Origin of the sequence: Onishia taeanensis, assembly GCF_013349955.1 — a bacterium.
GTDB lineage: Bacteria > Pseudomonadota > Gammaproteobacteria > Pseudomonadales > Halomonadaceae > Onishia > Onishia taeanensis_B.
Window position 1 is genome coordinate 34250 of sequence record NZ_JABVXC010000009.1, and the last position, 14975, is coordinate 49224.

Annotated in this window: 14 protein-coding genes; 2 read left to right on the plus strand and 12 right to left on the minus strand. The window is 62.5% G+C overall.

Translation table 11 applies throughout. From position 1 onward, the window contains the following. The first annotated feature begins 73 nt into the window (after window positions 1-73). The gene (locus tag HUS66_RS11395) at window positions 74-658 is read left to right on the plus strand and encodes a Smr/MutS family protein (RefSeq protein ID WP_175071035.1); all 585 of its coding nucleotides are present in this window, start codon (window positions 74-76) and stop codon (window positions 656-658) included. Between the two features lie 73 nt (window positions 659-731). On the opposite strand, the gene HUS66_RS11400 is transcribed toward HUS66_RS11395, so the two are convergent. The 3 genes from HUS66_RS11400 to HUS66_RS11410 are packed head-to-tail and all read right to left on the minus strand — an operon-like array spanning window position 732 to window position 3626. Further along, window positions 732-1847, minus strand: a complete 1116-nt coding sequence (locus tag HUS66_RS11400) for a patatin-like phospholipase family protein (protein WP_175071036.1) — start codon at window positions 1845-1847, stop codon at window positions 732-734. 37 nt (window positions 1848-1884) lie between these two features. Next, a complete protein-coding gene (locus HUS66_RS11405) occupies window positions 1885-2769 on the minus strand; it encodes an alpha/beta fold hydrolase (protein ID WP_175071037.1) in 885 nt (294 codons plus the stop codon). After that, window positions 2769-3626: an alpha/beta hydrolase gene (locus tag HUS66_RS11410; RefSeq protein ID WP_175071038.1), complete on the minus strand. Its 858-nt coding sequence runs from the start codon at window positions 3624-3626 to the stop codon at window positions 2769-2771. Before HUS66_RS11410 ends, HUS66_RS11405 begins: the two co-directional genes overlap by 1 nt. A gap of 280 nt (window positions 3627-3906) precedes the next feature. On the opposite strand from HUS66_RS11410, the gene HUS66_RS11415 reads away from it, so the two are divergent. Next, window positions 3907-4854 carry an AEC family transporter gene (locus tag HUS66_RS11415; RefSeq protein WP_175071039.1) on the plus strand — a complete coding sequence of 316 codons (948 nt, stop codon included), beginning with the start codon at window positions 3907-3909 and terminating at the stop codon, window positions 4852-4854. Window positions 4855-4873: 19 nt separating this feature from the next. On the opposite strand, the gene HUS66_RS11420 is transcribed toward HUS66_RS11415, so the two are convergent. From HUS66_RS11420 to HUS66_RS11460, 9 genes are all read right to left on the minus strand, one after another. Next, entirely contained in the window at window positions 4874-5194 is a 321-nt protein-coding gene (locus HUS66_RS11420) for an antibiotic biosynthesis monooxygenase family protein (protein WP_175071040.1), read from the minus strand. A gap of 92 nt (window positions 5195-5286) precedes the next feature. Then, on the minus strand, window positions 5287-5775 hold the full coding sequence (gene sixA, locus HUS66_RS11425) for a phosphohistidine phosphatase SixA (RefSeq protein ID WP_175071041.1): 489 nt from the start codon (window positions 5773-5775) through the stop codon (window positions 5287-5289). A gap of 5 nt (window positions 5776-5780) precedes the next feature. Continuing rightward, on the minus strand, window positions 5781-6836 hold the full coding sequence (locus tag HUS66_RS11430; protein WP_175071042.1) for an NAD(P)H-dependent glycerol-3-phosphate dehydrogenase: 1056 nt from the start codon (window positions 6834-6836) through the stop codon (window positions 5781-5783). A gap of 115 nt (window positions 6837-6951) precedes the next feature. After that, window positions 6952-8394 carry an NAD(P)(+) transhydrogenase (Re/Si-specific) subunit beta gene (locus HUS66_RS11435; protein WP_175071043.1) on the minus strand — a complete coding sequence of 481 codons (1443 nt, stop codon included), beginning with the start codon at window positions 8392-8394 and terminating at the stop codon, window positions 6952-6954. Between the two features lie 16 nt (window positions 8395-8410). Next, complete coding sequence (locus HUS66_RS11440) at window positions 8411-9982, minus strand: Re/Si-specific NAD(P)(+) transhydrogenase subunit alpha (RefSeq protein ID WP_175071044.1); 1572 nt, start codon at window positions 9980-9982, stop codon at window positions 8411-8413. Window positions 9983-10371: 389 nt separating this feature from the next. Continuing rightward, window positions 10372-10971 (minus strand): isochorismatase family protein, encoded by a 600-nt coding sequence (locus tag HUS66_RS11445; RefSeq protein ID WP_175071045.1) that lies wholly within the window; start codon window positions 10969-10971, stop codon window positions 10372-10374. Between the two features lie 399 nt (window positions 10972-11370). After that, window positions 11371-12159 carry a glucosaminidase domain-containing protein gene (locus HUS66_RS11450; RefSeq protein WP_175071046.1) on the minus strand — a complete coding sequence of 263 codons (789 nt, stop codon included), beginning with the start codon at window positions 12157-12159 and terminating at the stop codon, window positions 11371-11373. A 264-nt stretch (window positions 12160-12423) separates the two neighbouring features. Continuing rightward, on the minus strand, window positions 12424-14328 hold the full coding sequence (gene htpG / locus HUS66_RS11455; RefSeq protein ID WP_175071047.1) for a molecular chaperone HtpG: 1905 nt from the start codon (window positions 14326-14328) through the stop codon (window positions 12424-12426). 183 nt (window positions 14329-14511) lie between these two features. After that, window positions 14512-14829 carry a YkvA family protein gene (locus tag HUS66_RS11460; RefSeq protein ID WP_175071048.1) on the minus strand — a complete coding sequence of 106 codons (318 nt, stop codon included), beginning with the start codon at window positions 14827-14829 and terminating at the stop codon, window positions 14512-14514. Window positions 14830-14975: the final 146 nt, after the last annotated feature.

Genomic DNA, 14975 nt, shown 5'->3' on the forward strand with positions numbered 1-14975 from the left:
CGGTTCACAGCCGCTGCCAAGCCGCTATACTAGCTCGGCATTTACCCATTCAACGCAATCCACGGGGAGCAACATGAGCCAGCGCCGCGGACACCCGGATGATGATGAGGTTTCGCTGTTTCGCCAGGCCCTGGCCGACGCAGGCGTCAAGCCGATTTGCTCGAACCGGGCCGACCCGGGCAAGCCGAAACAGCGCCGCCGAGAGGCCCTGGCCGAACGTCGTGCCGCCGCCCTCGAAGCCGACAGCTATCAGCTGAGCAGCCGCACCAGCGATGGACGGGTCGAGCCCGTAAGACCTTCCGAGTGGCTCGACTTCACCGTCCCCGACCTGCCCCAGCGCACCCGCAGCCAGTTGAAGCGCGGCAGCATCGCCTGGGAGGCTGGGCTCGACCTGCACGGCTACACCGTCGACGAGGCCCGCGCAGAGCTCGAAAGCTTCATTGCCGAGGCCCGAGCTCAGCGCGCCCGCTGCGTGCTGGTGGTCCACGGCAAGGCACGCAGCATCAGCGGACCCGACGCCTACCCGGTGATCAAGAGCCATGTAAACGCCTGGCTTCGGGAATGGCCAAGCGTGCTGGCCTTCTGCTCGGCGCGGGAACTGGATGGCGGCAGCGGCGCCGTTTATGTGTTACTGCGCCGCCGCGGCGAGAGCCTCTAGTCGAATGTGCCCCTTGGATTTTCAGTGAAGCGCCAAACGAGAACCAGGCGACATCCGGGCCCTTATCCGGCCCTTATGGCGCGGCAGGCTCGCTGGCCTCGGATCTAGTTTGATCCGGCGAGGCCCCGATCACAGGCGAAACCACGGGGGTATCAACCAGCGACGCCCGTCGTGCCCCGGCTCGGCTTGCCGCGGGCCCCTCGAGCCGATCGATGGCCTGAGACGCCAGGTGCTGGCCCAGCTTGATCAGGGCCTCGGCGCGATGAAATTCATAGGCGCCACACACCGTCTTGGGTATCTCAATCAGCACGTCCGGCGGATAGCCCGCCACCTTGTACTTGGCCAATGCCGCCTGAGTGATATCGAAGGAAGCCAGCATCATGTCGAGCTTGCCCCAGGCCCGCTGGCTTGCCACCTGAGGGCTCTGGGGCTCTTCACCCTCGTCGGCGCCATTGCCGCTGTCGTTTCCGCTGCCTGAATTGAACAGCCGCTGAGCGCGTCCGCGCACCCCGGCCACCCAACCTGAAAAGCCACGCCCCTCAGCCTCCAGGGCCTCTTCACGAGCCAGCTCTTCAGCCACCTCCTCGGCCGGCAATAACTCTTCCAGGGTTACCGGCCTCGGGCTGTGCGCGGTGGCGTTGACCGCGACGACCAGGTCGGCCTGGGCAGAGACGGTGGGAATGATCGGCAGGGGGTTCATCAAACCACCATCGACCAGCACCTGATCGCCGACATGGACCGGCGTGATGATGCCGGGCACGGCAATCGACGCGCGGATGGCCTGCAACAATGAGCCGCTCTGGAACCACACCTCGCGCTGCCGAACCAGGTCGGTCGCCACGGTCGTCACCGGCAGCGGCAGGTCTTCGATGAGGGTATCGCCGATCAGGCTGGACAGCTTGCTCATCACCTTGTTGGCGCGCATGGCGCCCATCGGGCTCCAGGTGACATCAACCAGCTTGAGCACATCGAAATAATCCAGCTGGCACACCCAATCACGATAGGCCGATAGCTGACCGGCGGCATAGATACCGCCAACCAACGCGCCCATCGAGCAGCCCGAGATGGCGACAATCTCGTAGCCGCGCGCCTCGAGTTCCTCGATTACGCCGATATGCGCATAGCCTCTCGCACCGCCGCTGCCAAGCACCAGGGCGACACGCTTGCCTTCTTTCATCTTGCCGCTCATCACTCTCCCTCCTCACCAGGCGTTGGTCTGGTACGTCTCACTTCTCGACCACACCGGACGCAGCCACCTGCCACCATTGTGCGATGCTGCCGGCCACCGCGGCCAGCGCTTCGCGTTCAAGGTGTAGATGATGCCCCCCTTTCAACACCCGTCGTTCGAGCCCCTTCAGCGCTGCCCGACTCTGCTTGGCGCCCTTCCGCTCACCCAGGATGCCCCGCTCACCTTCGATCAATAGCGTGGGCGCCTCTATCGCAGCCAGCATGCCCACCACCTGCTCAGGACAGAAGCGCACCAGCGAAGGTCGCAGCAGGCGGCCATCGGTTCGCAGCCGGACATGGCCATCCTCCAACCGCTCCAGGTTACGCTCGACCAGCGGCCAGGCCGAGTCGGCATCGATAGGTGTCACGCCGCCCGCGACCCTGGCCGCCACAGCACTCTCTACATCAGCATAGCGCGGTGACGGTGAGCTGCGCCGCCGATGCCCCAGCAGGCCACGCCTCAGCTGCTGTGCGCTGTCGTCTGCCGGCGTACTGAGCGTGCCCAGACCATCAATCAGCATCAGCCGCTCGACCCGTTCAGGAAGCGCCGCCGCCAGCAGGCAGGCCACTCCTGCGCCCATCGAATGGGCCAGCAGCGGAGCTGACTCGAGCTCCAGGCTCGCCATGGCATCCAGCACGTCGTGGCAGTAATCCCAGATCGCATAGTCGACGCCGGGCGGGTGCCGCCGGGAGCAACCATGGCCGGCGAAATCCAGCGCCACGATTCGAATACCGAGTTGCTCGACCAACAAGGGCGCCAGCCGCGAAAAGCTCGCCGCATTGTCGAGCCAGCCATGCAAGGCAAGCCAAGTCGGCGCCCCGGGCGCTCCCCAGGCTAACGCCGCGAGACGGCCGTCAGCCAAGTGCAGTTCGGTCGGGCTCATCAGGAAGACTCCAAGAGGTGATCGAGAGTGGCACATAGGGCCCGACGGCAGGCCTCGGGGTGCTCCATGGGAAACATATGGCCTCCCGGCACCAACTTCACAGGCACCCCACGCGTTGCAAACCGCCGTCGGCGGCGTGCCGTCAGCAGGTCCGACTCGCGGCCCGCCAACAGTGCCAGCGGTACCTTTAGTCGCTTGGGAAGCCCCCGCAGGTGGTCGGGCAGATGGCGAAAGATCGCCACTTCGGTATCCGGGGAAAAGGCCAGCCCGACGCCGCCACCGTCATGCTGGCGGGCGGCACCTGCCAGATAGTCGCTGAAGGCTTCTGGGGTAAAGTCTCGGAAAAGGCTCTTGCACCGCAGGTCTTCGCTCATCGTCTGATGGTCCGGCCAATGTGCCCGACGCCCCAAGCTGCGCCCCGCCGGCGTGACACGATCGACAAGGCCAGTACGCTTGGCGACCTTGATGGCCAGCGCATCGAAACCCAGCATCAACGGGGGATCCATGGCGACCACGCAGCGAAAACGCTCTGGCGCCTTCTCCGCCGCCATCGCCATCAGCACTCCTCCCAGCGAGTGCCCGACGCCGATCACCCGGGTGTCGCCCTCAGGCAGACGTGACAGCAGCTCATCGCGCAGCGAAAGCCAGTTATGTCCTACCGGAAAATGCGGGTGATGACCGAGTTGCTCCAGAGGATGAAGGGCGAACCGCTCGCCCAGCGGTGCCAAGAGACTCTGGTAGCTGCGCCCGGTGAAGCCGTTGGCATGAGCGAAGACCAGCGGCGGCTTGGGGGCGCGCTCGTTTGAAGCGATGGGAGAGGCGTTGCCAGCCCAGTCGGAAGCATGTCGCTGGGGCATGAAATCATCCTAGTCAGTGGAAACTAGCAGGCTAACGGGATTACCATACTCCGCTTAGCCGCCACTGGGCCAGTATAAAACGACTGTTTGACTTTCAAACCATCCATTAGTCATGACTGGATAGCCAAGCGTGCTCGCCGCCCACCTCATTCTGGAGACCACCGTGTCAAAGCCGCGTCCCCCTCGCGACACCCGCCTACGCAATGCCCTTTTCTTTATCACCGTGGTCGCGGCAATCGTCGTCGGTCGCTGGCTGGCGATTTAGGGAGTACGTAAAGGTATGAACCTTCTCGCCGTCTTCCAGCACACCCTCAACGTCACCCTGCCGGTCTTTGCCATGGTGTTCATCGGCATTGGTCTGAAGCGCTGGGGATGGATCGATTCAGCCTTCGTTTCCACCGCATCAAAGCTGGTGTTCAAGGCCACATTGCCGACCCTGGTCTTCTTGAGCATCGTCCAGGCCGATCTCGAAGCGAGCCTGAATCCAGGCATGCTGGTTTTCTTCGCCCTCGCCACCCTGGCAAGCTTCGTACTTGCCTGGGGCTGGGCCAACTGGCGCGTGGCGCGAGCAGACCGTGGGGTCTATATCCAGGGCGCCTTTCGCGGCAACTGCGGCATCGTCGGCCTGGCGCTGGCGGCCAGCATGTACGGCGACTACGGCCTCTCGGCGGGCGGGTTGCTGCTGGGGGTGGTGATCATTAGCTATAACGCCCTTTCAGTAGTGGCGCTGAGCACCTTTCAGGACGGTCAAGCGGCGGACTGGCGCAGCATTCTCGGGCATATCGCCAAGAACCCTCTGATTCTTGCCGTGATGGCCGCCCTGCCAGTCGCGCTCTCGGGCCTGACGTTGCCGGGCTGGCTACTGACGACCGGCGACTACTTCGCTTCACTGACCCTGCCACTGGCCCTGATCTGCGTGGGAGCGACACTCTCGGTCAGCGCTCTACGCAACGACAGCACCACCGCCGTCAGCGCCAGCCTGATGAAGATGGCCATCCTGCCGGCGCTGGCCACAGCCGGTGCCTGGCTGGTGGGCTTCAGCGGACGCGAGCTGGGCGTGCTATTCCTGTTCTTCGCAAGCCCTACGGCGGCCGCCAGCTTCGTGATGGTCAAAGCGATGAACGGTAATGCCAAGCTCGCCGCCAACATCATCGCGATCAGTACCCTGCTGGCCAGCCTGACCATTACCGGTGGGGTATTTGGCCTGCGCGTCACCGGACTCATCTAGCTAAACGTATCCAGCGCCCTTAACTTGCCGCGGGCGCATCCGCGCGAATCACCACCTCGAACTGCTCGATGCCACCGCCCTCGCCGAAGGCCTCCTTCGGCATGGGGTTGGCGTGGGCGCGTTTGAAGTCGTCGCTGCCGACCCAGGCGCGAAAGGCCTCCTGGCTGTCCCATTCAGTCTCCACGACATAGGGCGCCTGATTGCCCTGAGGACGCAGCACGCGCATGGCGACGAACCCCGGCTGCTTGTCGATCTCGCCGGCCCGGGCGCGAAAGCGGGCCTCGAACTCCTCTTCATAACCCGAAGTCACGTGGATGCGATTATTGACCATATACGTCATGAGGACTCCTAAAGCACGGTAAGGGAAATATCCCGGCAATCCATGAGGCGTCGCGAACGATGGGGCATGCTGGGTAAGCCAGCGCTTGGCCTTCAGCGATACCCGGGCGCTTCCAGGCCGATCAGGCGCGCACAGCCAGCGGCGAAGACATCGCTCTCCAGCCGGGCGATGGCGCCAGTAGGAAATCCCAGCCCCAGCGCCCGAGGCCCATCGGTCAACTGTGTGGTCAGCAGGCCCACCAGGGGCATGTGGCTAACCAGCAACAGCGGCCCCGGCGACTGTTCCTGGGCGTCGATCAACCAGTCAAGGACCGGACCTACCGGGTCATCCGGGGTGATGATCGGCAGCGTCCCGACCGGCACGTCCAGCCGCTCGGCCATCAGGGCTGCGGTCTGCTGGGCACGACGATAAGGGCTTGCCAGTACCCGCGGGGTAGGTAGCCTCTCATCGGCGAGGCGTTGCGCCAGCCAGTCGGCCATGTCGCTGGCCTCGCATTTACCTTCATCGGTGAGCGAGCGCTCGGCATCCGGGCGGCCGGGAGCGGCCTGGCCGTGGCGCATGATCCAAAGAGTCTCGTGCATCTTGTTCAATCCTCCAGGCGCCGGGCGGCCTTGACGTCCTCGCGGGACAGAGTGAATTCCACATCGCTGCTCTGCTCGCCCTGCATGAGCAGCTTGGCCATGTCGCGGGCCGGCACCTGATTGAAGAGGACCTGATAGAGCCCCTCGGCGAGGGGCATATAAACGCCCTCCTCTGTCGCCTTGTCATGCACCAGATGCACGGTGTTGACGCCTTCGGCGACCTGCCCCAAGGCCTCAACAGCCTCTTCAAGCGTGCGCCCTTCGCCAAGGGCATAGCCGACGCGGTAATTGCGCGAGAGCTTCGATGAACAGGTGACGATCAGGTCACCGACACCGGAAAGGCCTAGAAAGGTCATGGGGTTGGCCCCCAGATGCACGGCAAAACGGCTCATCTCCGCCAGCGCCCGGGTCATCAGCATGCTGCGGGTGTTCTCGCCCATGCCGAGGGCCGCCGCCATGCCGGCGGCAATGGCATAGATGTTCTTCAGTGCACCGCCAAGCTCAACGCCGAAGCGATCATTGCTGGCATAGACCCGGAAATAATCGCAGCCCAGCAGGCTCTGTACGCGGGTGCGAGTCAAGGGGTCGTCACTGGCGATCACGGTGGCCGTGAGCTGCTTGTCGGCGACCTCGGAGGCAAGATTGGGGCCGGAGATCACACCGATGTGAGGAAAGCCAGTCTCCTCCTCGAGGATCTCGCTCATCAGCTTGAAGGCTTCTGCCTGAATGCCCTTGGTGGTGCTGACCAGTATCTGCTCGGAGGACAGCCAGGGCCGCGCCTGGCGCACCACGCTGCGGAAAGCCTGGGAAGGAATCGCCACCAGCACCAACTCCGCGCCGGCAAGCACCTCGCGCATATCGGTTGTGGCCGTCACAGCCGGGTTGATGGCGTAATCCGGCAGATAATGGCGATTGCGATGGTCCCGGTTGATTTCATTCGCCAGAGTGGCATCGCGCATCCACTGGTGCACCCGGGCCCCATTGTCGGCCGCAATACTGGCAAGGGCGGTACCGAAACTGCCGCCACCCAGCACCGCGACCTTCAAGCGATCATCAGACATTCTCGATCCATTGACGAGTGATAGACCCCTTCATTGTAACGAAAAGCGGAGAGGCCGAAATGCCTCTCCGCTATGGGCTACGGAGACGGGGCACGAGGCCCGTCGATCAAGGAACTCAGTCGATCATCGGCACCAGGCTGTCGATGCTCGAACGGGCGTCGCCAAACAGCATCCGCGTGTTTTCCTTGAAGAACAGTGGGTTCTCGATGCCGGAGTAGCCGGTACCCTGCCCGCGCTTGCAGACAAAGACCTGCTTGGCTTCCCACACCTTGAGCACCGGCATGCCGGCGATGGGACTGGCAGGATCTTCCTGCGCCGCGGGATTGACGATGTCGTTGGAGCCGATGACGATCACCACGTCGGTCTCGGCGAAATCATCATTGATCTCGTCCATCTCCATGACGATGTCATAGGGCACTCGCGCCTCCGCAAGCAACACATTCATGTGCCCCGGCAGTCGCCCCGCCACCGGATGGATGCCGAAGCGTACATTCTTGCCGGCGCTGCGCAGCTTGCGAGTCAGTTCGCTGACCGCGTTCTGCGCCTGGGCCACCGCCATGCCGTAACCCGGAACGATGATGACGCTGTCGGCATCGTTCAGCGCGCTGGCTACGCCGCCGGTATCGATGGCCACCTGCTCGCCCTCGATCTCGGCCGCCTCACCCTTGCTGCCCCCGAAACCGCCCAGAATCACATTGATGAAGTTACGGTTCATCGCCTTGCACATGATGTAGGACAGAATGGCCCCCGACGAGCCCACCAGGGCGCCGGTGACGATCAGCAGATCATTGGAAAGCGTGAAGCCGATGGCCGCCGCCGCCCAGCCGGAATAGCTGTTGAGCATCGAGACCACTACCGGCATATCGGCGCCACCGATGCCCATGATCAGGTGCCAGCCGATGAAGAAGGCCAGCAGCGCCAGCACCAGCAGGGTCCAGAAACCGGCCCCGTTGAGGTAGGCGATGGCCAGCAGCAGCGACAGGATCGCCGCTCCGGCATTCAACCAGTGCCCCCCCGGAAACTGACGGGGCTTGCCGTCGACCTTGCCGGCGAGCTTGCCGAAGGCGATCACCGAACCGGTAAAGGTCACCGCACCGATGAAGACCCCAAGCACCACCTCGACCTGCAGAAAGGTCAGCTCGGCCGGCGTCTTCGACGCCAGGGTGGCAGCGAAGGCGGAGAAGCCATCGGTGCCGGATTCGGCGAGCTGTGCCGCCAGCACGCGACGCCGCTCAAGATCGGCGTTCCAGCCGACGAACACCGCTGCCAAGCCGACAAAGGAATGCAGCGCTGCCACCAACTGCGGCATCTCGGTCATGTCGACCTTTCTGGCCACCACCGTGCCGATAGCGGCACCGATCAGCATCATCGGAATCATCCAGCCATAGCCACCGATGCCCGGACCGAACATGGTAGCGCCGACCCCCAACGCCATGCCGACGATGCCATACCACACCGCTCGCTTGGCCTTTTCCTGGTTGCTCAAGCCCCCAAGCGAGAGGATGAACAAAACACTTGCCGCGATCGCCGCGGCAGAAACGACTTCTTGACCCAGCATCTGGTATCTCCGCGATTCAGGATTTCTGGAACATGGCCAGCATCCGGCGTGTCACCTGGAAGCCACCCACGATATTGATGGAGGCGATCAACACCGAAATACTGGCGAGCAGTCCTACCAGCCAGTTGCCCGAGCCGATCTGTAACACAGCGCCGAGGATGACGATGCCGGAGATCGCATTGGTCACCGCCATCAGCGGGGTGTGCAGCGAGTGGCTGACGTTCCAGATCACCTGGAAACCGACGAAGCAGGCCAGAGCGAAGACAATAAAATGCTGCATGAAGGAAGCCGGCGCCACCTGGCCAAGCAGCCACATCAAGGCCCCGCCCACCACCAGCATGCCTACCTGGCGCTTGGTCTGGGAAACGAAAGCAGCATGCTCGGCGGCCTTCTTCTCCTCGTGAGTGGGCTCCTTTTCCTTCGGCTTGGGCTTGGATGCGCCGATCGCTTTGACCTTGGGCGGCGGCGGCGGGAAGGTGATTTCTCCGGCGTGAGTCACCGTGGAACCGCGGATGACATCATCTTCCATGTTGTGATTGACCACGCCATCCTTCTCAGGGGTCAGATCGGTCAACATATGGCGAATATTGGTGGCATAAAGCAGCGAGGACTGCGTCGCCATGCGCGACGGGAAGTCGGTATAGCCGACCACGATCACGCCGTTATCGGTGACGATGCGCTCATCCGGCACGGTCAGATCGCAGTTGCCGCCCTTCTCGGCGGCCAGGTCGACGACCACCGAGCCCGGCTTCATGGCATGAACCATATCCTCGAGCCATAGCTTGGGGGCCGGCTTGCCAGGAATCAGCGCGGTGGTGATGACGATGTCCACCTCCGGCGCCTGCTCGCGGAAACAGGCCAGCTGCTTTTCGCGAAACTCCGGACTGGAGGGAGCCGCATAGCCGCCGCTCTCGGAGCCGTCCTGGCTATCCTCAAAATCGAGAAACAGGAACTCCGCGCCCATGGACTCGATCTGCTCGGCCACTTCGGGCCGCACGTCGAAGGCCCGCACTACAGCGCCGAGGCTGGTGGCCGTGCCGATGGCGGCAAGTCCTGCCACCCCGGCGCCGACGACCAGCACCTTGGCCGGCGGCACCTTGCCGGCAGCGGTGACCTGGCCGGTGAAGAAGCGCCCGAACTGATTACCCGCCTCGATCACCGCGCGGTAGCCGGCGATATTGGCAGTACTCGACAGGGCATCCATCTTCTGTGCCCTGGAGATACGCGGCACCATATCCATGGCAACGACGGTGGCGCCACTAGCACGGCAACGCTCCAGCAGGGCTTCATTCTGGGCCGGCCAGAAGAACGAAATCAGCGTCTGGCCATCATGCAACCGACCAGCTTCCTCGTCGGAGGGCTCGCGTACCTTGATGACGGTATCGGCCTGCTTCCAGAGCATTTCGGCGTCGTCGACCACGCTGACGCCGACATCACGATAGGCCGCATCGGCAAAGCCTGCCGCCACGCCAGCCCCGGCCTCTATCAGGCACTCATGGCCAAGTTTCTGAATCTGCTGCGCGCTCTCCGGCGTCAGCGCCACTCGCGCCTCGCCCGGGGCTCGCTCCTTTGGTGCTCCGATCTTCACTCTGTGCCTCCCTGTCGCGACGCTCGCCGCGAAGCTGGCCGCCGTTCCAAAACGGCGGGAATGAGTCGATATCTATATGCATATCCGGGGGTAACACACCAACCTTGTCAGCCCATGGCCCCCCTTTGCGATACAGCAGTGTTTGGAGAAAATCACGCAAAGGCAAGGGTTTACAATAAAAAATCCTTTATAAATATACAGTTATGGCATCCATAATGTACTTGTTATATTAACGGAATGACTCAACTGATTGATAAATAATAGAAAACCTGTGACCTCATACCTGACATAATCGTTATGGGTGTCATAATGAAAGCGTTATTACTGGACTCCCCCTCACCGCTCGACGATTCGTCACCGCCCACCTGCGCTCGCAATACGCTGCCGCATCAAAACTGCTGCACGACTTCCTGCGTCGAGCTGATCCGCGCGTAATGGCTGCCCAGCAACGCCAAACTGAAACGCTGCACCTCCTCTGCGGTCAAGGGTTGCCCGTCGAGATCGTCGATGGCATAGCTCGCGCAGGCATCCGCGACCACGACCACGCCAAAATCCAGGCAGTGGGCATGGCGAGCGGCGGTCGACACGGCATGGCCGGTGGATACGCCCGCCACCACCAGGCGCGCTATGCCATGACGCCTCAACCAGATGTCCAGGTCAGTGCCGATGAAGGGACTTTCGACGTGCTTGGTAACGATACGCTCCCCGGCAAGAGGCATCGCTGAGGTTTTGAATTCGGCCCCGGCATGCCCGGATCGGTACAGAGACCCGGGCGTATGGGAGAAATGCCTGACATGAACGATATGGCCGTTGCCACCCCGCCAGCACCTCAACAGTTCATCCACTCGGTCGTCGAGCACTGGATTGCTATGGGTGCCATTGAGCTCGACATCATCGACGGCCTTCTGGAGATCGATCAGCAGCAGAGCCGCCGCATCATCCCGGGCATCATAAAGACGCAACCGTGCATTGCTTGACTGGCGCACCATCACCACCTCCGTCGCCTGTCCTGAAAGAAGCGCTCCCGACCCACATGCTCTGCCTTGAGCCGAACAAATACGCCTGAAGCGCATAAACCACCTTGCGCCGAAGCAGCCGACTTGAAACGAATACCTCATCCCACAACGAATGAGCGCTCGTGAACCGAATAACCACAGGCTTAGCTGCTCCGAATGAACATGTGCCGAAGGGCACGTACCCGGCAAGTATCATGCAAGCATAGGCGTTCGCGCGCCGTGCTGCCCTGCACCAAAGCACGCGACTCTCAACGCTCTACCGCACTGGGTGCTGAAACGACAACGCCTCCCGCGGCATCAGCCGGGGAGGCGTCATGGAGGTGCTCGTCATGCTGGCATCGGCAATATCTGGCCAATGGCCAAAGCGTCCAATCAGGCCGGTGTATCGCCCGCATAGCGACGAATTCGCTCCGCATTGGTGCGCAGAAGCGACAGTAATACATGCTGATAGTCGGCACGGGTGGCGTAGTCATCGAGCGTGGCGATCAAGGCCTCCGGGGGCACCTCGCCATGAGCCGCCAACTGGGCGCGTCGCGCCCGCAGTTCTGCATAGGCGCGATGGGTATTCAGGTTCTTGAGATAGGCCCGCACGGCGTCCTGAAGACTATCGAAGGAGCGGTAGCGGCCGCTGCTGGTGCGCATGCCAAACAGGTTGTTGTTCTGGCGTGCCAGTCGCGACGTTCCCCAGCCGGACTCTTCCACCGCCTGCACGGCGACCATTTCCAGCGGCAGCGGGGCGACCCGCTTGAGCAGCAGCGCATTGATCTCGCCGGGCGCGCAGTCCAGCGCATATTCCTTGCATAGCGCCGTTACCCGCTCACGCTCGGCGGAGGTCCAGGACGTATCTCGCTCGGCGAGCGCCAGCAGCCACTCACGACGGGCAGCGAGCCGCGAGTTTTCGGCCTCGACGATCGGCACCAGCACTTGCAGGAATGCATCCTTGCGCCGGGGGCCTGCCGGCAGTTGGCGCAGATCAGGCAGGGTCACGGCCGCGGCCGGTTCCGTATCGGGAATGGAACGAGCTTCAGCGGGCTGGGATACGGCTACCGGCGGCATGACCACCAGGGCAACAACAAGACTCATTGCCAGTAACGCTGCCGGCAAGCGCCGAGCGCGCGAGGGCGACGACAGGAAACACCAGGGGGGTAGACAGCGCATCATCAGGACTCCGCTAACGGGGGTGAGGGCCATCCTGCAATGAAGGTCGAACGAGGATGCCTCTCATCCACTATCAAGGCGCAAAAAAGGCCGTGTGCAGGTGTGCCTCAGGGCCCATTGATAACCGGCGGGCAAGAGTATCAGGCATTCACCGAATCACCGAGCTATTTTGCATCGCACAAACAGAAAACCCCGCCAGGCGAACCTGACGGGGTTGGCAGCGACTCACCGCGGGAAGCGCGGTTAGCCGATATCAGCGCGTGACGCTTATGCCATCAGCAGCGTGTTGAGACGCTTGACATAAGCAGCCGGGTCGTCGAGATGTCCGCCCTCGGCGATGATTGCCTGATCGAGCAGGATACGCGACAGGTCGCTGAAGGCCTCGCCATCGGCGCTCTCAAGACGACCGACCAGCGCATGATCGGGGTTGAGTTCAAGGATCGGCTTGACCTCCGGCATCGGCTGACCAGCGGCCTCCATGATGCGGCGCATCTGGAAGCCCATCTCGTGCTCCGGCAGCACCACGCAGGCCGGGGAATCGGTCAGACGATGAGTCACTTTCACCTCCTGAACCTCTTCACCCAGCGCTTCCTTGACGCGCTTGACCAGGTCTTCCTTGGACTTGGCGGTCTCTTCCTGGGCCTTCTTCTCGTCCTCGTCTTCGATCTCGCCCAGATCCAGGTCGCCCTTGGCGACGTCAACCATGGACTTGCCGTCGAACTCGGTGAGGTGGCTCATCAGCCATTCATCGATACGATCGGAAAGCAGCAGCACCTCGATGCCCTTCTTGCGGAAGATCTCGAGATGCGGGCTGTGCTTGGCCGCATTGAAGCTGTCGGCGACGATGTAATAGATCTTCTGCTGGCCTTCCTTCATGCGCTCGACGTAAGCCGCCAGTGACTGATCCTGAGTCGTGCTGTCGGTGTGGGTCGAGGCGAAGCGCAGCAGACCGGCGATCTTGTCGCGATTGGCGTGATCTTCGGCCGGGCCTTCCTTCAGCACCGTGCCGAAGGTATTCCAGAAGGTCTGATACTGCTCGTCGTCCTTGGCCAGCTTCTTGAGCATGTCCAGGCCGCGCTTGGTCAGGGCCGCCTTCATCTTGTCGACCTGCGGGTCCTGCTGCAACAGCTCGCGGGACACGTTCAGCGACAGATCCTTGGTGTCGACCACCCCCTTGATGAAGCGCAGGTACAGCGGCAGGAACTGCTCGGCGTCGTCCATGATGAAGACGCGCTGCACGTAGAGCTTGAGGCCGCGGGCACCGTCACGCTCGTAGAGATCGAAGGGCGCGCGGCCTGGTACATAGAGAAGGCTGGTGTAATCGAGCTTGCCCTCGACCCGGTTGTGGCTCCAGGTCAGCGGATCGCTGAAGTCGTGGGAGACGTGCTTGTAGAACGCCTTGTACTCATCGTCGCTGATCTCGGCCTTGGGGCGAACCCAAAGCGCGGTCGCTTCGTTGACGGTTTCCCAGGTCTCGACCTCGCTGCCTTCGATCTCGTTGCCCTCGTCGTCTTTGGCAGTCTCGACCTTGGGCATACGCACCGGCACTTCGATATGGTCGGAGTACTTGCGTACCAGGTTCTTGAGACGGAAGTCGTCGGCGTATTCCTGAGCGTCTTGCTTGAGGTGCAGCACGATCTCGGTGCCGCGCACCTCACGGTCGATGTCGGCGATGGTGAACTCGCCCTCGCCTTTCGAGCGCCACTCGACGCCGGCATCCTTGGGCAGGTCGGCGCGACGTGTGCGCACGGTGACCTCGTCGGCCACGATGAAGCCGGAATAGAAGCCGACACCAAACTGACCAATCAGGCGTGCATCTTTCTGCTGCTCGCCGGAGAGCTGCTGGAGAAAGTCGGCGGTACCACTCTTGGCGATGGTACCGAGGTTCTGGATCACGTCCTCACGGCTCATGCCAATGCCGTTGTCGCGCACGGTGACGGTGCCGGCCTTGGCATCGTGCTCGATCTCGATACGCAGTTCGCTGTCGCCCTCGTAGAGCGCATCGTTATCCAGCGCCTGATAGCGCAGCTTGTCGCAGGCATCGGCAGCGTTGGAAATCATCTCACGCAGGAAGATCTCCCGGTTGGAATACAGGGAGTGAATCATCAGATTCAACAGCTGTTTGACTTCGGTCTGGAAGCCCAGGGTTTCTTCATGGGTGACGGTAGACATGTAACGAGTCCCTCATCGATCTCAGCATTGGGGGCGGCTGCCAAGGCAACACGCCGGTATCGGGTGACGTGATCGGAATATGGGGACCTGTACGGGCTTTTCAAGCCTACCGAATCAACTGGATGGCATTGATGTGGCGAATGCGGGCGAATGGCGACAGGTCTTCTGCAGCCAGACCCATGGCTAGTCAGCGCGCTCTGCCCGCCAGGCATGATAGGGCGCCAGGTACCGATCGACCCGGGATAGCAGCCAGCCAACGATCAGCGCGTCATCAGCCAACCCCAAGACCAGAAAGACATCCGGGATCAGGTCCAAGGGTGACAGCAGATAGGCCACCGCCGCCGTCATGCACCCGATGGCTCGCCAGGGCACCGGCCGATAGCGCCCCGCCAGCACATCGCCCAGCATGGGGACGAACGAGCGCAGCGCGCGACCGATCCGTGCCAGTGATCGACCGCGCCGGCCAAGCCAGCCCTTGCCTCCTGACGATGATCCTGCCATGTTGCTCTCCCCTGACCGCCCCGGTTGCTGTTTGCGGCATACTTGGTGCGAATGCTAGCTCATTAGACCCCTTGCCCTCCCCGAGTGTCACCCGCTTAAACTGACGCCAGGGTTAGGCGGACTGTCAAAGCGCTTTCGCTCCTGGC